Source organism: Kaistia adipata DSM 17808 (assembly GCF_000423225.1).
GTDB classification, from domain to species: domain Bacteria; phylum Pseudomonadota; class Alphaproteobacteria; order Rhizobiales; family Kaistiaceae; genus Kaistia; species Kaistia adipata.
Map to the genome: position 1 here is coordinate 25367 of NZ_AUHO01000010.1, position 21571 is coordinate 46937.

General features: G+C 69.8%; 19 protein-coding genes and 1 tRNA gene. 13 read left to right on the forward strand and 7 right to left on the reverse strand.

Features of this window, described 5'->3' with window-relative positions; genetic code table 11:
• The first annotated feature begins 73 nt into the window (after positions 1-73).
• Both G539_RS0108995 and G539_RS0109000 read left to right on the forward strand, forming a co-directional pair.
• The gene (locus tag G539_RS0108995) at positions 74-1798 is read left to right on the forward strand and encodes an alginate export family protein (RefSeq protein WP_169516628.1); all 1725 of its coding nucleotides are present in this window, start codon (positions 74-76) and stop codon (positions 1796-1798) included.
• Positions 1799-1808: 10 nt separating this feature from the next.
• Positions 1809-2828 carry an SDR family NAD(P)-dependent oxidoreductase gene (locus tag G539_RS0109000; RefSeq protein ID WP_245576845.1) on the forward strand — a complete coding sequence of 340 codons (1020 nt, stop codon included), beginning with the start codon at positions 1809-1811 and terminating at the stop codon, positions 2826-2828.
• A 30-nt stretch (positions 2829-2858) separates the two neighbouring features.
• Here G539_RS0109000 and G539_RS0109005 read toward each other — a convergent pair whose 3' ends face one another.
• The 6 genes from G539_RS0109005 to hemC all read right to left on the reverse strand — a co-directional run bounded on the left by G539_RS0109005 (position 2859) and on the right by hemC (position 8235).
• Complete coding sequence (locus G539_RS0109005; protein ID WP_029074901.1) at positions 2859-3428, reverse strand: tyrosine-protein phosphatase; 570 nt, start codon at positions 3426-3428, stop codon at positions 2859-2861.
• 107 nt (positions 3429-3535) lie between these two features.
• Positions 3536-3611: transfer RNA gene (locus G539_RS0109010), tRNA-Thr, on the reverse strand.
• A gap of 106 nt (positions 3612-3717) precedes the next feature.
• Positions 3718-5286: a heme biosynthesis protein HemY gene (locus G539_RS0109015; protein WP_029074902.1), complete on the reverse strand. Its 1569-nt coding sequence runs from the start codon at positions 5284-5286 to the stop codon at positions 3718-3720.
• A 10-nt stretch (positions 5287-5296) separates the two neighbouring features.
• The gene (locus tag G539_RS0109020; protein ID WP_029074903.1) at positions 5297-6508 is read right to left on the reverse strand and encodes a COG4223 family protein; all 1212 of its coding nucleotides are present in this window, start codon (positions 6506-6508) and stop codon (positions 5297-5299) included.
• A gap of 81 nt (positions 6509-6589) precedes the next feature.
• Positions 6590-7288 (reverse strand): uroporphyrinogen-III synthase, encoded by a 699-nt coding sequence (locus G539_RS24230; RefSeq protein WP_051231241.1) that lies wholly within the window; start codon positions 7286-7288, stop codon positions 6590-6592.
• A gap of 8 nt (positions 7289-7296) precedes the next feature.
• Positions 7297-8235, reverse strand: a complete 939-nt coding sequence (gene hemC / locus G539_RS0109030) for a hydroxymethylbilane synthase (RefSeq protein WP_029074904.1) — start codon at positions 8233-8235, stop codon at positions 7297-7299.
• Positions 8236-8357: 122 nt separating this feature from the next.
• Here hemC and tsaD point away from each other — a divergent pair, with 122 nt between their 5' ends.
• The 7 genes from tsaD (at position 8358) to acs (ending at position 14535) form a co-directional block, all read left to right on the forward strand.
• Positions 8358-9452 carry a tRNA (adenosine(37)-N6)-threonylcarbamoyltransferase complex transferase subunit TsaD gene (gene tsaD / locus G539_RS0109035; RefSeq protein WP_029074905.1) on the forward strand — a complete coding sequence of 365 codons (1095 nt, stop codon included), beginning with the start codon at positions 8358-8360 and terminating at the stop codon, positions 9450-9452.
• Positions 9449-9907, forward strand: a complete 459-nt coding sequence (locus G539_RS0109040; RefSeq protein WP_029074906.1) for an NUDIX hydrolase — start codon at positions 9449-9451, stop codon at positions 9905-9907. The genes tsaD and G539_RS0109040 overlap by 4 nt, the downstream gene beginning before the upstream one ends.
• Complete coding sequence (locus tag G539_RS0109045) at positions 9904-10872, forward strand: NAD(P)H-dependent glycerol-3-phosphate dehydrogenase (RefSeq protein WP_029074907.1); 969 nt, start codon at positions 9904-9906, stop codon at positions 10870-10872. Before G539_RS0109040 ends, G539_RS0109045 begins: the two co-directional genes overlap by 4 nt.
• A gap of 208 nt (positions 10873-11080) precedes the next feature.
• Positions 11081-11359, forward strand: a complete 279-nt coding sequence (locus tag G539_RS0109050; protein ID WP_029074908.1) for a YciI family protein — start codon at positions 11081-11083, stop codon at positions 11357-11359.
• A gap of 45 nt (positions 11360-11404) precedes the next feature.
• The gene (locus G539_RS0109055; protein ID WP_029074909.1) at positions 11405-11833 is read left to right on the forward strand and encodes an EVE domain-containing protein; all 429 of its coding nucleotides are present in this window, start codon (positions 11405-11407) and stop codon (positions 11831-11833) included.
• A gap of 7 nt (positions 11834-11840) precedes the next feature.
• Entirely contained in the window at positions 11841-12503 is a 663-nt protein-coding gene (locus G539_RS0109060) for a class I SAM-dependent methyltransferase (protein ID WP_029074910.1), read from the forward strand.
• Positions 12504-12594: 91 nt separating this feature from the next.
• Positions 12595-14535, forward strand: a complete 1941-nt coding sequence (gene acs, locus G539_RS0109065; protein ID WP_029074911.1) for an acetate--CoA ligase — start codon at positions 12595-12597, stop codon at positions 14533-14535.
• A gap of 349 nt (positions 14536-14884) precedes the next feature.
• On the opposite strand, the gene G539_RS0109070 is transcribed toward acs, so the two are convergent.
• Entirely contained in the window at positions 14885-15082 is a 198-nt protein-coding gene (locus G539_RS0109070) for a DUF1674 domain-containing protein (protein ID WP_029074912.1), read from the reverse strand.
• 209 nt (positions 15083-15291) lie between these two features.
• On the opposite strand from G539_RS0109070, the gene htpX reads away from it, so the two are divergent.
• The 4 genes from htpX (at position 15292) to purH (ending at position 21357) form a co-directional block, all read left to right on the forward strand.
• Positions 15292-16308, forward strand: a complete 1017-nt coding sequence (gene htpX, locus G539_RS0109075) for a zinc metalloprotease HtpX (RefSeq protein WP_029074913.1) — start codon at positions 15292-15294, stop codon at positions 16306-16308.
• A gap of 92 nt (positions 16309-16400) precedes the next feature.
• Positions 16401-17678: an RsmB/NOP family class I SAM-dependent RNA methyltransferase gene (locus G539_RS0109080; RefSeq protein ID WP_245576846.1), complete on the forward strand. Its 1278-nt coding sequence runs from the start codon at positions 16401-16403 to the stop codon at positions 17676-17678.
• 230 nt (positions 17679-17908) lie between these two features.
• Positions 17909-19672: a heparinase II/III family protein gene (locus G539_RS0109085; protein ID WP_029074915.1), complete on the forward strand. Its 1764-nt coding sequence runs from the start codon at positions 17909-17911 to the stop codon at positions 19670-19672.
• Between the two features lie 68 nt (positions 19673-19740).
• Positions 19741-21357, forward strand: coding sequence for a bifunctional phosphoribosylaminoimidazolecarboxamide formyltransferase/IMP cyclohydrolase (gene purH, locus G539_RS0109090; protein ID WP_029074916.1), 1617 nt, complete (start codon positions 19741-19743; stop codon positions 21355-21357).
• Positions 21358-21571 lie beyond the last annotated feature (214 nt).

Sequence of the window (21571 nt, forward strand, 5' to 3'; positions counted from 1 at the left end):
CGGGATTTGTGTCACGCAGCACCATCCCCTACGCTTCGCGCGGGCAGTGGGATCGACGAGGGAGGTGCCGCGGGTGCGCAATCCCCCGGCAAACGCAGCCAACGCCATCCGCGCGAGCCTGCTCTTGCTGGCGCTGGTGGGGAGCGCCGGCCTCTCCGGCGTGCCCGCGCGCGCCGACGGCCCGCTCGATTCCTGGGAAAACGCGACCATCAGCGCCGTCCGGATCGCGATCCCCGACATGGCCGATTCCCCCGCGCGGCGGGCGCTCGAGGATCGGGTGCGCAAGACGCTGGATCTCTATCCGGGTTCGCCCTTCCACAACCTGATGCTGGACTGGGGGCTGGGCCGGGTTCGCGCGCTTCCGGGGATCCAGTCGGTCACCCCGCAGATCACGCCGGGCGATACCGGCGGCGTCGTCATCGACCTCTCCGTCACGGTTTCGGGCGCCGCGGTCGGTGGCGGCGAACCGGGCCCGCGCTTTCCCTATCTCTCCCAGAGGGCGGATTCGCTCCTCAAGCTCAAATTCGAGGCGGCGGGACTCGCCTACGCCAATCGCGACGCGTGGTACGGCGATCCCGACGCCTTCGTCGGCGCCAATCCGCTCGCCGACAGTCCGTCCGGCGCCGGCTGGGGGCCGTCCGTCGAAGGCTATGCCGAGCTCGGGCTGCAGGGCATCGCGCCGATCGCGCCCTCGACCTATGTCTATGGCAGCCTTTCCTACCTGCTCGCCGGCACGCTGGGGCAGGAGCTGTTCACCGACGAGACGCGCGGGTCCGGCGGGCTCGAGGATGCGTTTGTCGGCCTGGTCACCGGCAAGACCTGGGAGGATGGTTCGCGACTGGTCGTCAATCTGACGACCGGCCGGCAGCCGTTCCAGATCGCCGACGGCATGCTGATCCGGCTCGACGCCGGCAACGGCTTCGATCGCGCCGCGCTCCAGCTCAATCCCCGCATCGCCGCCGACAATCTCTCGATGGTGGAGGCGCGCTACAACACGACCCGGCTGCAATTGTTCCAGCTCGATCCGGACGAACTGCCGGACCTCGACAGCGGCACGATCATTCGCGGCCTCAATCTGGAAACGGGGCTCGGGCGGGTCTGGCAGGCGGGCGTCACCTATCTCCACGTGCCGGAATCGAGCTTCGGCTACTACACGCGCACCGCGGCCGGCACGCGCGCCGGGCTCAACGTCATCGATGGCCGCCTCGCCTGGATGCCGACCGTCGAGGGGCGGTCCGGCCCCTATGCGCGGGCCGAGCTCGGCTATCAGTGGAATGACGAGAACAGTTTTCCGATGCGGGCGTGGGGTGGCTATGGCGAGCTCGGCTACACCTTCGCCGATCTGCCCTGGCGCCCGACCGTCAGCTACCGTCTGTCGAGCTTCTCGGGCGACGATCCCGATACGGCGACCTATGAGCGCTGGGATCCGCTGCTCTCCGGCGGCACGCCCGAGGAATGGGTGCAGGGCATCAACCACTACAAGATGTTCCAGGACACGAATCTGACGGCGCATCGCCTGCAGCTGCGGCTGCGGCCGGCGTCGCGCTGGGAGCTGGTGCCGCAACTCTGGCTGTTCGAGGCGAACCAGCGAAACAATCTGGGCGGCACGCTGAGCACGCTCGCCGACGGTCCGCTCGGCTACGAGGCCAATATGACCGCGAAATATTTCGCGAGCCGCAATGTCTATTTCCAGATGAGCGCCGCCGCGACCTTCCCCGGTCCCGGCGTCGCCGACGCCGTCAACGACGCGCTGGAGCCCTGGTACAGCCTCAGCGCACTGCTGCGGATCGCCTATTGAGGAGGAGACGATGGTGAGACGAAGGACCGTGCTTCAAGGCATCGCGGCGGGCGCCGCGACGTTGCCGTCGTTGCAGGCCGTTTCGGCCCAGGCGGCCACGACCGAGACCGGCGAGATCGCGGCGGCGCCGGAGAACCACAATCTCGCGGTCCCGCCCGTGGACCCCGCCTATTTCGTGCCCGACCGCTTCAAGGGCAAGACGCTCGTCATCACCGGGTTCGCGCGTGGCATGGGGCGGGCGGCGGCGATCCGCGCCGCGCGCGAGGGCGCCAATGTCGTCGGCATGGACTGGTTGCCCGACGAGGCCGCCAGGACGGCGGCCGAGATCGAGGCATCCGGCGGCCGCATCGCCTTCCGGGTCGGCAACGTCGCCAGGACGGCGGATTGCGACGCGCTGGTCGAACTCGCGGTCGCGCGCTTCGGCCGGCTGGACCTCGCGCTCAACAATGCCGGCGTGATGGACGGCGTCTATTCCGGCGACCCGATCGACTACGCCAAGCAGAAGGACTTGGTCTTCGCGCGGATCGATCGCGCCACCGACGAATATTGGGACAACGTCTTCGCCACCAACGCGACCGGGGTCTTCAAGTCGATGCGGGCCGAGCTCCGCCAGATGGTGGCGCAGGGGCAGGGCGGCGCCATCGTCAACGTCGCCTCGATCGCCGGGCTGACCGGGCTCGCCGGCAATCCGGCCTATGTCGCCAGCAAGCATGCCGTGAACGGGCTGACGGCGAATGCGGCGATCGACTACGCGCCCCACGCCATCCGCGTGAACTCCGTGAACATGGCCGCCACCGACACGCCGATGATCGCGCGCGCCGGTGAGCTGGTCGCCATCATGAACCGGGAGGGCCAGGGCGACAGCATGGGCCGGATCAAGACGCAGTCGATCCTCTCCTATGCCGATCCGAAGCATCGCCCGGCGACGGTGTGGGAGCAGGTGGCGGTCATGCTGTTCATGCTGTCGCCGGAAGCGTCGAACCTGACCGGCGCGACCTACGCCACGGATGGCGGCTGGACGGCCTATTAGGAAGCCGGCGGCCCTGAAGGGCGGTCCGGGTCAGGAGCTTGGATAGCCGAGCCAGGGCTCCAGCGCCTCGAAGGTGGCGTCGATCGGCCAGGTCGGTCCGAAGGGAATGGAGAAGTGGCCGTAGCGCAGCGCGATCTGGTCTTCGGCCGCCTCTTCGCCCAATTTCGCCACAGCGGCGACATAGAGCGCCGCGGCGAGGCCGGTGCGGTCGCTGCCATCGGCGCAATGGATGAGGACGGGCTTGGCCGCGGTCTTGAAGATATCGACCAGCGCGGCCGCCTCGTCCTGGGTCAGCTCGGTGCGCGACGACATCCGGAAATCGACATGGGCGATGCCGCGCCGCGCGGATTCGGCGATCTCGCCGTCATACCAGGGCGCGCCCGGATTGGCGCCGCGCAGGTTGATGATGGTGCGGATGCCGTAGTCGCGCGCATATTGGTCGATGCGCTGCGGCGAGGGCTGCGCCGAACGATAGAGGGTGCCGGCGATGACGGTGTGGAAATTGCCCGTCAGCAGCAGCATCCCGACATAGAGCAGCACGGCGAGGAGGGGAACGGCGAGCAGCGTGCCGCCAAGGGCCAGGATGCGCTTGCGATTCACGTTCGGTCCAATCGCCCCGTATCGAGCCGGAGAATGCCGGCGCCACTTGCCCGCACGCGGACTGTGTCCGGCCAGACGGGTCATTCTATATCGAATATGGGGGGAAGTGGTGCCGCTTACAGGATTCGAACCTGTGACCCCATCATTACGAATGATGTGCTCTACCAGCTGAGCTAAAGCGGCGTACCCGGGACTTCACGAGGCGCCGCGCGGGGCAGCGGTGAAATCGAGGGGGTTCATAGCCATATTCCCGGAGCGTTTCAAGCCTTAGTCGCGCTTCTCCACCGGCTCATTGCAGGCGCAGCCGATCTGCGGCCGCGGGCTCGGGATCCTCGATGCCGGGATCGTCGGGAATCGGCGGCACCGCGACGGCCTCCGCCACGCCGCCATTGACCGGCGCCGGCGACGCTGCCCGGGCTTCCGCCGCGGCGGGGCGAGGTGGTGCCGGTTCCGAGGGGCGCGGCGAGACATCGGCCGGCTTCGGCACCGGGTTCGCCTCGATCACCAGCGGCTCGGGCGCATCCTCGTCTTCTTCTTCGACGACGAGGTCGATCGCCGGGCGCTGGTCGTCGGCGAGCGCCACGGTCGGCGTGCGCCATTCGAACGCGTCGAGCCGGCCGGTGATCGGCGAGATCGGCGCCCAGGCCGGGAAGACGTAGCCGTCGGCCATCCATTGCGGATCGCGCGGCGCGCGGACGGCGCGCGAGAGCCATTCGCGGACATGGCCGCGATTGCCATCAGGCCCCTCCTCGATCTCCGCCATCAGCAGGCAGAAGCGCTCGGTGCGGTCCTTCTCGTCGATGGCGGCGAGTTCGCGCCGGGCAAGCGGCCAGTCGCGCGCGTCGATCGCGGCGCGGGCGACGGCGAGGCGGCTTTCGAGATGGCCGGGGCGGAGCGTCGCGAGGCGCTGCGCCCGCTTCAGCCGGTCAAGCGCCGAATCGCCGGCGCGCACCGCGCCATAGGCCTCGGCGAGCTCGGGATGTGGCTCGTGCCGCCAGGCGGTCTCGATCAGGCGCACGGCGCGCTTGATGTCGCCCTGACGGGTGAGGAGCCGCGCCGCAAGCGTCGTCGCCGGCACGAGGCCGGGGGCGAGCTTGGCGGCCTCCTGCGCCGCGGCGCGCGCCTCTTCGGGACTGGCGGCTTCCTGCTCCATGCCGCGCGCCGTCAAAAGCACGGCCCGCAGGCGGTGGGCGCGGCCGCGCTCGATCAGCTTGGCGTGCAGGTTGGCGCCGAGCGTCGTCAGCGCCGCCTGCCATTCGCCATGCGCGGCCTGGTCGTCGAACAGCGCCGTGCCGGCCCAGGCGACGCCCGGTGCCGCCTTGGCGGCTTCCTCGGCATAGTGGCGGGCCGCCTCGTGCTCGCCGCTCCGCTGCGCCTCGACATAGAGGCCGCGCAGGCCGAGCAGCCGGGTTTCCGGCTCGTCCAGCATGGTCTCGAAGGCGGCGCGGGCGCCGGCGCCGTCGCCGGAGAGCTGAGCCGTCTGCGCGGTAAGCAGCAGCGTCAGCGGCTCGCCTTTCAGGATCTTCTGCGATTCCGTCGAGAATCGCTTGGCGCGCTTCAGGTCGCCGGCGCCGATGGCGATCATGCCGCGCGACAGCGCGCGGTAGCCGCGGTCGCGCTTGCGGCCCGAAAGCCAGCCGCCGAACAGGCGCGGCGCCCGCACGGCGGCGAGGATCAGCCAGAGCACGATCGCCAGCGCGACGAACAGCACGGCGAGCGCGACCGCCGCGACCATCAGGCTGGTCTGGATCTCGTAGCCCTGCCAGGTCAGCGCGATGGCGCCCGGCCGGTCGGCGAGCCAGGCGAAGCCGGCCGCGATGGCGAAGACCAGGGCGACATAGACCAGGATGCGGATCATGGTCTCTCCGTCAGTTCACGGGATTGCCGGCGGCGGCGAGGCCGCCGAGCGCGGTGTCGATGGTGATGCGCGAGGCCGCTTTCGCGGCCCAGTCGGCGAGCGGGGCGCGGGCGATCGCGTCGAGCGCCTCGCTCTCGCGCAGTGCCTCGGCGAGGTCGCCCGCCTTCACGGCGGCTTCCATGCGCGAGACGATCGCAGTCGCCGAGCTGCCGGCCATCGGACCGGCCGGCTTGACCGAGACGAGCGAGCCGGCCGAGGCGGCAAGCCGGTCGATCAGGCTGGAGCCCGGATCGACCTTGGCGGCGGCGAGGCGGATCTGTTCAGCGACGGCCGGGAAGGCGGCGATCAGATCGGCCTTCGACGGCGCGCCGCTGCCGGCGATCGGTTCGAGCGCGGCAAGGCTGGGGCCGGTTTCGCCGAGCGCGGTCACCGCCGCGAGCTCGGTGGCGAAGGGGCCGGAACCGGTCGCGGCCTGGCGCAGCGCCGTCACTGCGATGACGCGGGCGGCGGCCTCCGTCTTCGGATCGGCCGGCGGATGCGCCTCGACGGCGTCGAGGCGGGTGGTCAGCGCGTCCAGCCGCGATTGCAGCGGCGACAGGTCGACCGGCGCCTCGGCGGTCGGCGCGGGGCGCGATTCGAGCGCGGCGAGCCGGTTCTCCAGCGGCGCGAGATCGACCGGCGGCGCGGATACGGCCGGAGCGGCGGGTTCCGGGGTGGGCCGGCTCGCCGCCTCCTTCAGCGCCGCGATCTCCTTTTCGAGACCGGCGAGGCGGACGGGATCGATCGTGGGGGCAGACACCTGGGTTTCGGCTTTCTCGAGCCGGTCGAGCCGCGCCGCGACGGCGGCGAAGCGCGAATCGAGGCTGGCGCTCGTGACCGGATTGGATCCGGTGGAGCTCGACAGCAGGGCGACGACCAGGCCGCCGACAACGCCGCCGCCAATCGCGGCGAGGATGGGAATGACGAAGCGGCCAGCGCTCGGACGGTCGGCGGCTTCAGCGGCTTCGTTTGCCGTCACGCCGGCCTCCGGCTCGTAAGGGGGGGAAACTGGCGGTTCCGGAGCAGCGTCCGCGACCGGCGCTTCGGCCGCGCTCGCCGCCGCCGGCTCGGCAGGCGGCGTCGCGCTGCTCGATTCGGCCTCGAGGTCGATGGTGACCGGCGGTCGCTTGCGGCGCTGTCCGGGCTTGTCGCCTGTCGGATTGAAGGTGTCGTCTTCGGCCATGTCCCCTCGATCTCGTCGGTCGCTTGCGACCCAGTATAGACGATTGCGTTAACGGACGCCTCTCCGGGATGTTCCCATGCCTCAGCCGATCAGCGCCAGCAGCGCGTCCTCGGTCGGCTCATTCGCCGCAAGCACGCGGTCGAAATCGAGCGCGGCCGCGACGTTCGGCGACAGGGCATAGAAAGCCACGTCGGCGAGCGGCAGTGGCGGCTGGACGGCCTTCAAGGCCCGCGACAGCGTGCTCGCGGTGCGCGGCGAATAGGCGAGGATGCCGTCGATCGTCTCTTCGCGCAGCGCGGTCACGACCGAATCGGCCAGGTTCGTCACCGGATCCATGCGATAGGCCTCGACGAGCCGCACAGTGAAGCCGGCGGCGATGAGGCGGTCCGGCCAGTTGCCGGCGCGATCGGTCGCCGCGGGATAGAAGAGCGGTCCCCGCTTCGGATCGAGCGACGCGATCGCCAGCGTGGCGAGCGCCTCGCCGTCGCCGTCGGCGGAGCGGACGTCCCGGAAGCCGGCGTCACGGGCCGCCTCGGCCGTGCGGTCGCCGACGGCGAGCACCGGCAGAGCGAACCAGCCGGCCGGCAGGGTCCAGCGCGTCAGGCTGCGCACGCCGTTCAGGCTGGTGACGAGGATCGCGGCCGGATCGATCGCCGGCAATTTCGGGTCGAGGAAGACGGTTTCGAGCATCGGCGCGATCACCGGCTCGTGGCCGAGGGCGCGCAGGCGTTCCGCCGTGCGCGTCGCTTCGGGTTCTGGCCGGGTTACGAGCAGCCGCATCGCGTGCCTCAGCCGGTCGTGAAGAAGGTCTTGCCGCCCCGTGCGATCAGCGCGTCCGCCGCCGCCGTGCCGAGCTTTTCGGCATCGGCGATCGGCGCGGTCATGCGGGTCTCTTCCGATTTCCGGCCGTCCGGCGACAGCACGATGCCGCGGAACAGCAGGTCGCCCCCTTCGAGCGTCGCCAGCCCGCCGATCGGCGTCCGGCAGGAGCCGTCGAGCCGGGTCAGGAAGGCGCGCTCGGCGCGGAGCGCGATCTCGGTCGCGGGATCATTGATCGCGGCCAGCAGCTCGCGGACGCGGACATCGTCGGCCCGGCCCTCGACCGCGACGGCGCCCTGGCCGACGGCGGGGAGGAAATCGTCGAGCTCGATGATCGACGTGGCGAGGTCGGCGCGGCCGAGCCGGCGCAGGCCCGCGAGCGCCAGCAGCGTGCCGTGCGCGACGCCGCTTTCGAGCTTGGCGAGTCGGGTCTGCACATTGCCGCGGAACTCTACGACGACGAGATCGGGACGGACGCGCAGCGCCATGGCGCGCCGGCGCAGTGACGAGGTGCCGAGCAGCGCGCCCTGCGGCAGCTCGCGCAGCGAAGGAGCGACCGGCGACAGGAATACGTCGCGTACGTCCTCGCGCGGCAGATAGGCGATCAACGTCAGCCCCTCGGGGAGGAAGGTCGGCACGTCCTTGGACGAATGCACGGCGATGTCGATGCGGCCGTCGATCAGCGCCTCTTCCAGCTCCTTGGTGAAGAGCCCCTTGCCGCCCGCCTCCGACAGCGAGCGGTCCTGGATGCGGTCGCCGGAGGTCTTGATGACGACGATCTCCATCGCAGCCTCGTCGAGGCCGTGTGCGACGGCGAGGCGGGCGCGCGTCTCATGCGCCTGGGCGAGCGCCAGCGGGCTGCCGCGCGTGCCGATGCGGAGGAGGGGAAGCGAGGCTGCGGATTGCACGGGATCGGGTCCGGATGTTAGGGCCTGTCGGGAGACGCCCGTCAGGGCAAAATTTCGGCGCCAGTCTAGCCACGACGCGCCCATCCGCAAGCAAGCCGCGAAACGCGCGGCGAAAGGCCCCGGTGACAGGTTCTTCCGTTCTGGTCCTCGGTATCGAGACGAGCTGCGACGAAACGGCGGCGTCCGTGGTGGCGCGCGACGCCGACGGGCGCGGCACCATCCGTTCCAATGTCGTGCTGTCGCAGATCGACGATCACGCCGCTTTCGGCGGCGTCGTGCCGGAGATCGCCGCGCGCGCCCATGTCGAGGCGCTCGACCGGGTGGTGCAGGCGGCGATGGACGAGGCAGGCGTAGGCTTCGCCGATCTCGACGCGGTGGCGGCGACGGCCGGGCCGGGCCTGATCGGCGGCGTCATCGTCGGGCTGACGACGGCGAAGGCGCTGGCGCTCGCCGCCGGCAAGCCGTTGGTCGCGGTCAATCATCTCGAAGGGCACGCGCTGACGGCGCGGCTGACCGATGGCGTCGCCTTCCCCTATCTGCTGCTGCTCGTCTCCGGCGGCCACACCCAGATCCTGCTGGTGCGCGGCATCGGCGAGTACGAACGCTGGGGCACGACGATCGACGACGCGCTGGGCGAGGCCTTCGACAAGACGGCGAAGCTGCTGGGGCTGCCCTATCCCGGCGGCCCGGCCGTGGAACGCGCCGCTTCGCGCGGCAATCCCGACCGCTTCGCGCTGCCGCGGCCGATGGCCGGCCGGCCCGGCTGCGATTTTTCCTTCTCCGGCCTGAAGACGGCGCTCCGCGTCGAGGCCGAGGCGGTCGCTCCGCTCTCCGACGCCGATGTCGACGATCTCTGCGCCGCCTTCCAGCGCACGGTGACGGCCGTCGTGCGCGATCGCGTCGGCCATGCGCTCGACCGCTTCCGCTCCGAGTTTCCCGATATCACCGAACCGGTTCTGGTGGTCGCCGGCGGCGTCGCCGCCAACAAGGCGCTGCGCGCCGGTCTCGATGCCGAGCTTTCGGCGCGCGGCTTCCGGCTGATCGCGCCGCCGCATGCACTCTGCACCGACAATGGCGCGATGATCGCCTGGGCCGGCGCCGAGCGATTGGCGCTGGACATGGTCGACGATCTGTCGGCCCCGGCGCGGCCGCGCTGGCCGCTCGACCAGCTCGCCGCGCCGATGATCGGCTCGGGCCAGAAGGGAGCGAAGGCGTGAGCGACGCCGCCATCATCCGCAAGAGCAAGGTCGTGCTCTACGCGACCTGGCGCGGACGGCTCTTGGTCTTCCGCGAGCCCGATTTTCCCGAATACGGCATCCAGGTGCCCGGCGGCACGATGGAGCCGGGCGAGACGCCCGAGCAGGCGGCGCGGCGTGAATTCCTGGAGGAGACCGGGCTGGTCGCGCCGGATCGGATGGTCCTGCTCGGCGAGCGCGCCTATGGCTATGCGCCGCCGGACGGCCCGGAGCGGCAGCATCGGCGCTGGTTCTTCCACCTGCCGCTCGAAGGCGACTTCGCCGAGACCTGGGAACAGATGGAAATGCATCCCGATGCGGGCGGGCCGCCGATCCGCTTCGCGCTGTTCTGGCTGAGGTTGCCGCTCGGCGAGGCGCTGTTCGGCGAACTGGACGCGCTGCTCGACCATCTGCCGGCGCTGGAGACTGCAGGATGACGATCGACCACATCGCCGTCGTCGGCGCGGGTGCCTGGGGCACGGCGCTGGCGCTCGCGGCGCACCGCGCCGGAAGGCAAGTGACGCTCTGGGGCCGCGACGTCGCCGGGATGGTGGAACGGCGCGAGAACGTCGTGCATCTTCCCGGCGTCGCGCTGCCGGAAGCGATGCGCGTCACCGGGCGGATCGCCGACGTCGTCACCGCCGACGCGATCCTGCTCGCGACGCCGGCCCAGACGGTGCGCGAGGTTGCCGGCCATCTCGGCGCGATCGCCGAGGACACGCCGGTCGTGCTCTGCGCCAAGGGGCTCGAGAAGGGCACGGCCCGGCGCATGAGCGAGGTGCTGAGCGAGGCGCTGCCGCCGGCGGCGCCGGTCGTGCTCTCCGGCCCGAGCTTCGCCACCGACGTGGCGCGCGGCCTGCCGACCGCCGTCACCGTCGCCGCGCCGGATCTGAGGCTCGCCATGGCGCTCTGCCATGCGCTCGGCTCGTCGAGCTTCCGCCCCTATGCCGAGACCGACGTGCTCGGCGTCGAGATCGGCGGCGCCTTCAAGAACGTGCTGGCGATCGCCGTCGGCGTCGTCGCCGGCCGGGCGCTCGGCGCCAGCGCCAGCGCGGCGCTGATCGCGCGCGGTTTCGCCGAGATCCGCCGCCTCGGCGAGGCGATGGGCGCGCTGCCGGAGACGCTGATGGGCCTTTCCGGCCTCGGCGACCTGGTGCTCACCTGCTCGTCGCTGCAATCGCGCAACTTCGCCTATGGCCATGCGCTCGGCAGCGGTGCGCCGCTGCCGCCGGCGCTGGCCGAGGGCGCCGCCACCGCGCCGGTGGCGCGCGATCTCGCCCGCAGTCTCGGCGTGCCGATGCCGATCACCGAGGCGGTCGCCGCCATTCTCGAGGGGAAGCTCTCGGTCGATGCCGCCGCCGAGGCTCTGATGCTGCGGCCGCTGAAGCGCGAGGTCGACTGACGGTTGACGGGGCCGCTCGCGGCCCTTTCAACGTCTGCGTTCAGCCATACCCTTTACGCGCGGAGGCACGCCGCCTAACGTGCCGCCGCAATTCCAGAACCGCTCCGTGCTTCCTGGAAACGCGGAACGACGCCAACTCTTTGTTCGATCGCGTTTTCTTCACGCGAACCGGTATCCACTTCGCTCGAAAACGCTTCAGGAGGATTTCATGCATTTCGTCGCCATTCTCACCGACAAGGACGACGGCCTGCCGGTTCGTATGGAGAACCGTCCCGCCCATATCGAGTGGCTGAAGGAAGCCGGCGTGGCGATCGCCGGACCGTTCCTGGACGCGAGCGGCGACATGTGCGGCTCGCTGCTGATCGTCGAGGCCGAGGACGAGGCCGCGGCGCGCGCCATCCTCGCCGGCGATCCCTATGCCAAGGCGAACCTGTTCAAGGAAACCGTGGTGCGCCCGTGGCGCTGGGCCGTCGGCAAGCCGGCCTGATCCGGCCGCGTCAGCCTTCTTTCCAATTTCGACCCGGAGCGTCCCATGGCCTACTGGCTCTTCAAGTCCGAACCCGACGTGTTTTCCTTCGACGATCTGACGAAGAAGGGCGCCGCCGGCCAGGAATGGGACGGGGTCCGCAACTACCAGGCGCGCAACAACATGCGCGCCATGCAGCTCGGCGATCGCGGCTTCTTCTATCATTCCAACATCGGCAAGGAGATCGTCGGGATCGTCGAGGTGGCCAAGCTGGCCCACCCCGATTCGACCGATGATTCGGGCCGCTGGGAATGCGTCGACCTGCGCGCCGTGCGGCCGGTGCCGAAGCCCTACACGCTGGAGGCGGCCAAGGCCGAACCCCGCCTCGACGGCATGCCGCTGGTCAGCAATTCGCGCCTTTCCGTGCAGCCGGTGAGCGATGAACACTGGAAGCTCATCTGCGAATTGTGCGGCCTCGACCCGGCCGCGATCTGAGCCCGGCTTGATCGCCGACCCCGCGCGCTTCATCGAAGAGCAGACCCGGCTTTCGCCGGTCGCGTTCGTTCCGGAGATTCGCCTGCACCAGGCCGACGAGGCGACCGCGCTTTGGCACCTGACCGAGGCGACGCTCGACCGGGAAGACCTGCCGCCGCCCTTCTGGGCCTTCGCCTGGGCCGGCGGGCAGGGGCTGGCGCGCTACATCCTCGATCATCCGGAAACCGTGCGCGAAAGGCGCGTGCTCGATTTCGCCTCCGGCTCCGGGCTGGTGGCGATCGCCGCGGCCCAGGCCGGTGCCCGTCATGTCGCGGCCGTCGACATCGATCCCTTCGCCGTCGCGGCGATCGCGTTGAACGCGGCTGCGAACGGCGCCGCGATCGAGGCGCAGCGGGCCGACCGGATCGGCGACGACCTGGCGGATGTCGACGTGCTGCTCGCTGGCGACGTTTTCTATGATCGCGGCTTCGCGGTTCGATTGCTGCCCTGGCTGGAAAGGGTTGCCCGCGCCGGCGTGACGGTCATCGCCGGCGATCCGGACCGTGCCTATGCACCTGTGACGGGTCGCCGCGACCGCGCTGTCTACGATGTTCCGGTCCATCCCGCGCTGGAGGACGCGGCGACGAAACGGGTGCGCGTGCTGCAGCTCGGCTTTTCCGAACTTTTCTAGTCTGCCTTGCCCGGCCGCCCGGGATTCGCATAATGCGCCGCGGTATCACGGCGCGCTTCGCTTCGCGCGGCGCTGCCAGGGAGGAAAGACGATGGAAGACAAGATCTATCCGGTCTCGGACGACTGGGCGAAGAACGCGCAGATCGACGAGCCGACCTATCGCGCCATGTATGAGCGCTCGGTCGCGGATCCGGATGGCTTCTGGGCCGATCAGGCCAAGCGGATCGACTGGATCAAGCCGTTCACCAAGGTCAAGAACACCTCGTTCGCGCCGGGCAATGTCTCGATCAAGTGGTTCGAGGACGGCGTTCTCAACGTCTCGGCGAATTGCGTCGACCGGCATCTCGCGGCGCGCGGCGACCAGGTGGCGATCCTGTGGGAGGGCGACGACCCCACCGAGAGCCGCTCGATCACCTATCGCGAGCTCTCCGAGCAGGTGAACGTCTTCGCCAACGTGCTCAAGGAGATGGGCGCCAAGAAGGGCGATCGCGTCACCATCTACATGCCGATGATTCCCGAAACGGCTTTCGCGATGCTCGCCTGCACGCGCATTGGCGCCGTGCATTCGGTGGTGTTCGGCGGCTTCTCGCCGGACAGCCTCGCCGGCCGCATCCAGGATTGCGCTTCCAATCTCGTGATCACGGCGGATGAGGGCCTGCGCGCGGGCAGGAAGATCCCGCTCAAGGCCAATGTCGACGCGGCGCTGGCCAAGGTCGGCGGCGGCGTGCGGACGATCGTCGTCCAGCGCACCTTCGCCGATGTCCCGATGCAGGCCGGTCGCGATTTCCTCTATTCCGATCTCGCCAAGACGGTGCCGCAATATTGCGAGCCCGAGGCGATGGGCGCCGAGGATCCGCTCTTCATCCTCTACACCTCCGGCTCGACCGGCAAGCCGAAGGGCGTGCTGCACACCACCGGTGGCTACCTGGTCTATGCCTCGCTGACGCACAGCAAGGTGTTCGACTATCGCGACGGCGACATCTACTGGTGCACCGCCGACGTCGGCTGGGTCACCGGCCACTCCTACATCGTCTACGGCCCGCTCTCGAACGGCGCCACGACGCTGATGTTCGAAGGCGTGCCGAGCTATCCGACCAACTCCCGCTTCTGGGAAGTGATCGACAAGCACAAGGTCAACATCTTCTACACGGCGCCGACGGCGATCCGCGCGCTGATGCAGGCCGGCGACGCGCCGGTGAAGAAGACCTCGCGCGCCTCGCTCCGCCTGCTCGGCTCGGTCGGCGAGCCGATCAATCCGGAGGCGTGGGAGTGGTATCACCGCGTCGTCGGCGAGGACCGCTGCCCGATCGTCGACACCTGGTGGCAGACCGAGACCGGCGGCATCCTGATCACGCCGCTGCCGGGCGCCATCGCGCAGAAGCCGGGCTCGGCGACGCTGCCCTTCTTCGGCGTCAAGCCGGCCATCGTCGACGGCGAGGGCAAGGTCCTGGAGGGCGTCGCCGAGGGCAACCTGATCCTGACCGATTCCTGGCCGGGCCAGATGCGCACCATCTTCGGGGACCATGCGCGCTTCATGGAGACCTATTTCTCCACCTACAAGAACGCGTATTTCACCGGCGATGGCTGTCGCCGCGATGCCGATGGCTATTACTGGATCACCGGCCGCGTCGACGACGTGCTGAACGTCTCCGGGCACCGCATGGGCACGGCCGAGGTCGAGAGCGCGCTGGTCGCGCATGAGCATGTCTCGGAAGCCGCCGTGGTCGGCTATCCGCACGACATCAAGGGCCAGGGCATCTATGCCTATGTCACGCTGATGGCGGGCGTGCAGCCGACCGACGAGCTGCGCAAGGCGCTGGTGGTCTGGGTGCGGGCGGAGATCGGCCCGATCGCCTCGCCGGACCTGATCCAGTTCGCCCCTGGCCTGCCGAAGACGCGCTCCGGCAAGATCATGCGCCGCATCCTGCGCAAGATCGCCGAGGGCGAGTTCGGCAATCTCGGCGACACCTCGACGCTGGCCGATCCGGCCGTGGTCGACGACCTCGTCGCCAACCGCCAGAACCGGCACTAGCCGCACGATAACCATCCGCCGGCCCATCGAGGCCGGCGGATGCGCCTTTGGCGACATTGTGATCAGGCCGGTCGCGAAGCCTCGCCTCGGAATCCCGACATCCAGGCCCTATGGATCTCTTGCACGGCGCGCATGACACCCTCGCCGTCATCCCGGGCTTGACCCGGGATCCGTCCCTCAACGGACTCGGTGGTCGTTCTTGGTCACCGACCTATGCGCCGACGGCCTCAGGCCGTTGCGACATGGATCCCGGATCTTCGCTTCGCTGCGTCCGGGATGACGGCGAGGGTGTGGAGGCCCCAGCGGCAAGCTGGCGGGGCCGTCGAGCTCGGGCGAGCTGTCGGAAACCTCAGAAATCGCTGGCGATGCCCTTGTTCTCCCAGTCGCCATAGCGGACCGGTTCGGGGCCGGATCGGCCGAGGATCTCGCGCGGGCGCTTCGTCGCGGCGTCGATCTCGGCGCGGCGGGCCTCGGCCTCGGCGAGCGCGCGGCGCGCGGCCTCGCTCAGCGGGCGAGGGGCGGGCGGTGGGGTTGCTTCTTCGGTCATGGGCCTTGGATGTCTGGAGCCGGAAGGGAGCGGAAATCCGGTCGAGGGGGCCGAATGGCGCGGGAGCCGATGCCCCGACCGCAACTTGCAGGTCGACCTGCATCTTCCCATCATATAGGTCGATCCCGCGCGGCATCGCAATGCGCCGTCCGCGCCCCGCCCGAACCGGAGCGGCCCAAGTCTGGAGTGACTCAAGTCTGGAGCGACCGATGAACATTATGCGCACTGCCATGCTGATCGCGGCGATGACCGCCCTCTTCATGGGAGTCGGCTATCTGATCGGCGGTTCGAGCGGCATGATGATCGCCTTCCTGATCTGCGCCGGCATGAACATCTTCAGCTACTGGAACTCCGACAAGATGGTGCTGCGGATGTACGGCGCCCATGAGGTCGACGAACGCAGCGCGCCGGAGTACTACGGCATCGTCCGCGATCTGGCGCAGCGTGCCGGTCTCCCCATGCCGAAGGTCTACGTCATCGATTCCGCCCAGCCCAACGCGTTCGCGACCGGCCGCAATCCGCAGAACGCCGCCGTCGCGGCCTCGACCGGCCTGCTGCAGGTGCTGAACCGCGACGAGATCGCCGGCGTGATGGCGCATGAGCTGGCGCATGTGAAGAACCACGACACGCTGACCATGACGATCACGGCGACGCTCGCCGGCGCGATCTCGATGCTGGCGAATTTCGCCTTCCTGTTCGGCGGCAACCGCGATCGCGAGGGTGGTGGCGGCCTCGGCATGATCGGCACGATCGTCATGATGATCGTCGCGCCGATGGCGGCCATGCTGGTGCAGATGGCCGTGAGCCGGACGCGCGAATATTCGGCCGACCGCCTCGGCGCCGAGATCTGCGGCAATCCGCGCGCGCTCGCCTCGGCGTTGAACAAGATCGCTCGCGGGGCCGAGCACATTCCCAATGAGGCGGCGGAAGCCAATCCGGCTTCCGCCCATCTCTTCATCATCAACCCGCTTTCCGGGCAGCGCATGGACAATCTCTTCTCGACCCACCCCGACACGGAGAACCGCATCGCGGCCCTGATGGCGATGGAGGCCGAATTCGGCGGCTCCGCCTCGGGCTTCGGCGGCGGCGCTTCCGGCCGGCCCCAGTCCCGCGTCGACCTGCCCGGCGGCTTCCGCGCCGCGCCGCGCCCGACGCGGTCGCAGGGCCCCTGGGGCCAGGGCGGCTCCGGCTCGAACGGCGCCTCCGGCCGGGGGCCATGGGGTTGAGTGAGAAGCCGAAGTCCGGAAAGGCTACCGGAAACCGCCCCGCCCGCAACGCGCCGCGCAAGCCGCGTCTCGGGCCCGGCGTCGCAGCCCGCATGGCGGCCACCACCGCCTTGATGGCCGTCCTGGCCGAGCATCGCCCGCTCGACATCGCGATCGACGCGACGGACGGTCCGTTCGAGACGCTCGATCCGCGCGAACGCGGGCTGGCGCGGGCGATCCTCGGCATCTCGCTGCGCCGGCGCGGCCAGATCGAGGATGCGCTCGGCCGCTTCCTCGACAAGGCGCTGCCGCGCAAGTCGGGTCCGCTGCCGGCGATCCTGCATGTCGCCGCGGCGCAGATCCTGTTCATGGACGTGCCGGATCATGCCGCCGTCTCGATCGCCGTCGAGAGCGCCGAGGCGGATCGTGACGCGCGTCATTTCAAGGGGCTGGTCAACGCCGTGCTGCGCCGGTTGACCGAGCAGCGCGACGCCATCCTCGCCTCGCAGGACGCGGCGCGCCTCAACGTGCCGGATTGGCTCTACGAACGCTGGCTGGCGGACTATGGCGCCGCGACGACCGAAGCCATCGCCAACGCCCATCTCCTCGAGCCTTCGCTCGATCTCTCGGTCAAGTCGGATCCCGCCGGCTGGGCCGAGAAGCTCGGTGGCGTCGTGCTGCCGACGGGCAGCGTGCGGCTGATCGCGCATGGCCCCGTCGACGGCCTGCCCGGTTTCGCCGAGGGCGAATGGTGGGTGCAGGACGCCGCCGCCGCGCTGCCGGCGAGGCTGCTCGGCAAGGTGGAGGGGCTCGACGTCGCCGATCTCTGCGCCGCGCCCGGCGGCAAGACCGCGCAGCTCGCCGCTTCTGGCGCCAAGGTGACGGCGGTCGACATCTCGGATGCCCGTCTGGCCCGCGTTAGCGAAAACCTCGCGCGACTGAAGCTTTCCGCCGAGACGGTCGCGGCCGATGTCGAGAGCTTTGAGCCGGGTCGGCAGTTCGACGCCATCCTGCTCGACGCGCCGTGCTCGGCGACCGGAACCATCCGCCGCCACCCCGATGTCGCCGTCTTGAAGCGGCCGGGCGACGTGACGGCGCTGGCGGCCCTGCAGGCGCGGCTGATCGCACGCGCGACGGCGATGCTGAAGCCGGGCGGTGTGCTCGTCTATTGCACCTGTTCGCTGGAGCGGGCCGAGGGGGAGGACCAGGTGGCGCCTGCGCTCGCGAGCCTGCCGCTGGCGCTCGAGCCGATCCGGCCGGACGAAGTCGGCGGCGTCGAGGCGATCTGCCGCGACGGTTTCCTGCGCACGCTGCCGTCGGACCTGCCCGATGCCGAGCCGCGGCTCGGTGGCCTCGACGGCTTCTTCGCGGCCCGGTTCCGTCGACTCTAGGGGCCGGCGGCACCAGCAACCATGCGTTTGCCGGAGGTGGGCCACTACACCAAAGCCGGGCGTCCCGCGCCGATTCCCTTGGGATGGAGCATGGCGGGGGCGTCCGGAAACGGTTTCCATTTCCGCCAAGGCGCAATTAGATGGGGCCGAAAGGCCGGTGGACTGATTCGTTCGCCCCGTCGAATGACAGATCAGAGAAAAATCAGCGGCAGATGAGGGAGCGAGACGGTATGGCGTTCGGAGCAGGATCCGGCAGGGGTCGGCTCGTCCGCTTCGCACTCGCGTCCGCGTGGCGCCGCGCGCGCTATGCGTTCCATTCCAGCCCGTTCTATCGCTGGCGCTATTATGGCCAGGTGCCGGAGCGGCTACTGATCGCGCCGACCGACCTCAGGACCGCCGATCCCACCATCGCCAACGACATCTATGCCGGCCGTTTCGTGTTCGCCGGCGAGGTGGTCGACGTCGCCGGCTTCTCCGTGTTCGAGGTCGAGGCGCCGTCGCGCGCCTGGGCCGAGCGGCTGCACGCCTTCGGCTGGCTGCGGCATCTGCGCGCCTCCGACCTCGCCGTCTCGCGCTCGAACGCAAGGGCGCTGGTCGACGAGTGGATCCGTTTCCAGAAGAAGCACGACCCGGCGGCGCGCGATCCCGACGTGACCGCGCGGCGGATCCTGTCCTGGCTGGCGCAGACGCCGCTCTTGCTCGAGGGCTGCGACCACGGTTTCTACCGCCGCTTCATGGGCACGCTCACCCGCCAGGTGCGGCAGCTGCGCCGCGTGGCGCGCGACGTCACCCCCGGCCTGCCGCGTCTCCGCGTGATGATGGCGCTGGCGGCCGCCGGCCTGTCGCTCTCCGACCAGCCGCGCCTGGTGCGGCAGGCGTCGCGCTGGCTCGACCTGGAACTGCAGCGCCAGATCCTGCCCGATGGCGGCCATGTCGGCCGCAATCCCGGCGTCATCCTCGAAGTTCTGGTCGACCTGTTGCCGCTCCGCCAGGCCTTTACCGCCCGCGGGCAGCAGCCCTCGGCCGTGCTGCTCGGCGCCATCGACCGGATGATGCCGATGCTGCGCTTCTTCCGGCACAGCGACGGCTCCTTCGCCAAGTTCAACGGCATGGGCGAGACGCAGCTCGGCCTGCTCGCCACCGTGCTCGCCTATGACGACGCGCGCGGCTCGGCCGGCCGCAACGCGCCCTATGTCGGCTATCAGCGGCTCGACGCCGGCGACACGGTGATCCTGATGGATACGGGCGCGCCGCCCGCGCCGGTCCTGTCGCTCGACGCGCATGCCGGCTGTCTCGCCTTCGAGATGAGCGTCGGCCGCCAGCCGCTGATCGTCAATTGCGGCGTGCCGGGTCCCGGCGCCACGGCGCTCCGCCGCATGGCGCGCACCACCGCCGCGCATTCGACCGTGACGATGAACGATTCCTCGTCCTGCCGCTTCCTGACCGGCAACTATCTCGCCGACAAGCTGGGCGAGGCGATCATCGCCGGCCCGAGCCCGATCACCGTGGCGCGGGAGGAAGACCGCGGCCAGATGAGCGTCTCGGCCGCGCATGACGGCTATGTCGCCCGTTTCGGCATCCGCCACGAGCGCAAGCTGGTGCTGGCGCCCTATGGCGACCGCCTCGACGGCGTCGACGCCTTCACCGGTCCGACGGGCGGCACGATCGCACGGGGCGGGCGCGACGCCTTCGTCCTCCGCTTCCACTTGCATCCGGCGGTGGCCGCGCAGCGCTATGGCAGCGGCGATGCCGTGCTGCTGTCGCTGCCGGACGGTTCGGCCTGGGAGTTCGCGGCGCCGGGCATCGAGGTCGGGCTGGAGGAGAGCATCCGCCTCTCCGACATCCGCGGCAACCGGCGCGCCGAGCAGATCGTCATCTATGGCCGCGCGCTCACCCATCCGATGGTGCAGTGGCATCTGCAATGCGTCGTCGAGCCCGGCGGCCGGCCGCGTCATCACGACGATGATGGCGGCGATCTGCCGCTCGGGGCGTGAAGCGGGCTGCATCGCTCCAAAATTCGTGCTATCGCGCGGGCTTCACCGACAACCCCCGCGAGGATGCCATGGCCGTTCCGCCGTCAAAGGTCGCCCTTCCCGAACTAGTTCCGATGAAGCGGGCGCTTTTTTCGGTCTCCGATTCCACCGGCCTGATCGACTTCGCGCGGGCGCTGCATGCGCGCGGCGTCGCCCTCGTCGCGACGGGATCGACCTGCAAGGCGCTGCTTGACGCCGGCCTGCCGGCGACCAACGTCGCCGACGTGATCGGCTTCCCCGAGATCCTCGGCGGCCGGGTCAAGACGCTGCATCCGAAGATCCACGGCGGCCTGCTCGGCATCCGCAACGATCCCCAGCACGCGGCCGAGATGGAAGAGCACGGCATCGAGGGCTTCGACCTCGTGGCGGTGAACCTCTACCCGTTCGAGAAGACCATCGCCGCGACCGAGGACTACGCCACCGCCGTCGAGAACATCGACATCGGCGGTCCGGCGATGACGCGTGCCGCCGCCAAGAACCACGGCTTCGTCTCGATCGTCGTCGACCCGGCCGACTACGCCTCGGTGCTGGAGGCGCTCGACGCGAATGGCGGCTCGACCCCGCTCGCCTTCCGCAAGCGCCTCGCCGCCAAAGCGTTTGCCCGCACGGCGGCCTACGATGCGGCGGTCTCGGGCTGGTTCGCCCGCGTGCTCGAGGAGCCGGCGCCGGCCTGGCGGTCGTTCGGCGGTTCGCTCCGCGAGATCATGCGCTACGGCGAGAACCCGCATCAGCAGGCGGCCTTCTACGCCACCGGCGAGGTCCGCCCCGGCGTGTCGACGGCGAAGCAGCTGCAGGGCAAGCAGCTCTCCTACAACAACATCAACGACACCGACGCCGCCTTCGAGCTGGTCGCCGAGTTCGATCCGGCCGAGACGGCGGCCGTCGCCATCATCAAGCACGCCAATCCCTGCGGCGTGGCGACCGGCGCGACGCTGGCCGAGGCCTATGACAAGGCGCTGCGCTGCGATCCGGTCTCGGCCTTCGGCGGCATCGTCGCGCTGAACCGCACCCTCGACGCGGAAGCGGCAAGCAAGATCGTCGAGATCTTCACCGAGGTGATCATCGCCCCGGACGCGACCGACGAGGCGGTGGCGATCGTCGCCGCCAAGAAGAACCTGCGCCTGCTCGTCACCGGCGGCCTGCCGGATCCGGCGGCGAAGGGCACGACGGTCAAGACGGTGGCCGGCGGCCTTCTGGTGCAGGACCGCGACGCCGGCCGCGTCCAGAAGTCGGATCTGAAGGTCGTCACGAAGCGTGCTCCATCGGACGCCGAGCTCGACGATCTCCTGTTCGCCTTCCGCGTCGCCAAGCACGTCAAGTCGAATGCCATCGTCTATGTGAAGGACGGCGCCACGGTCGGCGTCGGCGCCGGCCAGATGAGCCGCGTCGATTCCTCGACCATCGCCGCCAAGAAGGCGGCTGATGCGGCCCGCACCGCCGGCCTGCCCGAGACGTTCGCCAAGGGCTCCGTCGTCGCCTCCGACGCCTTCTTCCCCTTCGCCGACGGCCTGCTGGCCGCGGCCGAGGCCGGCGCGACGGCGGTGATCCAGCCGGGCGGCTCAATGCGCGACGACGAGGTGATCGCCGCCGCCGACGAAGCCGGCCTCGCCATGGTCTTCACCGGCATGCGCCACTTCCGCCACTGAGCGGAGCGGGTCTTCTGCAGGATAAGAACGCGGCCTCCGGGCCGCGTTTTTCGTTTTTGAACGGCCACCGGGCCTCGACCATCATCCTGAGGTGCCCGGCATGGCCGGGCCTCGAAGGAGGGTCCAGGGAACGCCCCGGATATGGGGAGATTTCGTCGGACTTTGTCTGCGCCCTGGAGCGTCCGTTGGATCCTCCTTCGAGGCTTCGCTTCGC

Bases quoted from the DNA above. Each gene is read 5' to 3' on its own strand.
- G539_RS0109000 (WP_245576845.1), top strand. From the start codon at position 1,809: ATGGTGAGACGAAGGACCGTGCTTCAAGGCATCGCGGCGGGCGCCGCG.
- G539_RS0109015 (WP_029074902.1), bottom strand. From the start codon at position 5,286: ATGATCCGCATCCTGGTCTATGTCGCCCTGGTCTTCGCCATCGCGGCC.
- G539_RS0109020 (WP_029074903.1), bottom strand. From the start codon at position 6,508: ATGGCCGAAGACGACACCTTCAATCCGACAGGCGACAAGCCCGGACAG.
- G539_RS24230 (WP_051231241.1), bottom strand. From the start codon at position 7,288: ATGCGGCTGCTCGTAACCCGGCCAGAACCCGAAGCGACGCGCACGGCG.
- G539_RS0109045 (WP_029074907.1), top strand. From the start codon at position 9,904: ATGACGATCGACCACATCGCCGTCGTCGGCGCGGGTGCCTGGGGCACG.
- G539_RS0109050 (WP_029074908.1), top strand. From the start codon at position 11,081: ATGCATTTCGTCGCCATTCTCACCGACAAGGACGACGGCCTGCCGGTT.
- G539_RS0109055 (WP_029074909.1), top strand. From the start codon at position 11,405: ATGGCCTACTGGCTCTTCAAGTCCGAACCCGACGTGTTTTCCTTCGAC.
- acs (WP_029074911.1), top strand. From the start codon at position 12,595: ATGGAAGACAAGATCTATCCGGTCTCGGACGACTGGGCGAAGAACGCG.
- G539_RS0109070 (WP_029074912.1), bottom strand. From the start codon at position 15,082: ATGACCGAAGAAGCAACCCCACCGCCCGCCCCTCGCCCGCTGAGCGAG.
- htpX (WP_029074913.1), top strand. From the start codon at position 15,292: ATGAACATTATGCGCACTGCCATGCTGATCGCGGCGATGACCGCCCTC.
- G539_RS0109080 (WP_245576846.1), top strand. From the start codon at position 16,401: ATGGCGGCCACCACCGCCTTGATGGCCGTCCTGGCCGAGCATCGCCCG.
- G539_RS0109085 (WP_029074915.1), top strand. From the start codon at position 17,909: ATGGCGTTCGGAGCAGGATCCGGCAGGGGTCGGCTCGTCCGCTTCGCA.
- purH (WP_029074916.1), top strand. From the start codon at position 19,741: ATGGCCGTTCCGCCGTCAAAGGTCGCCCTTCCCGAACTAGTTCCGATG.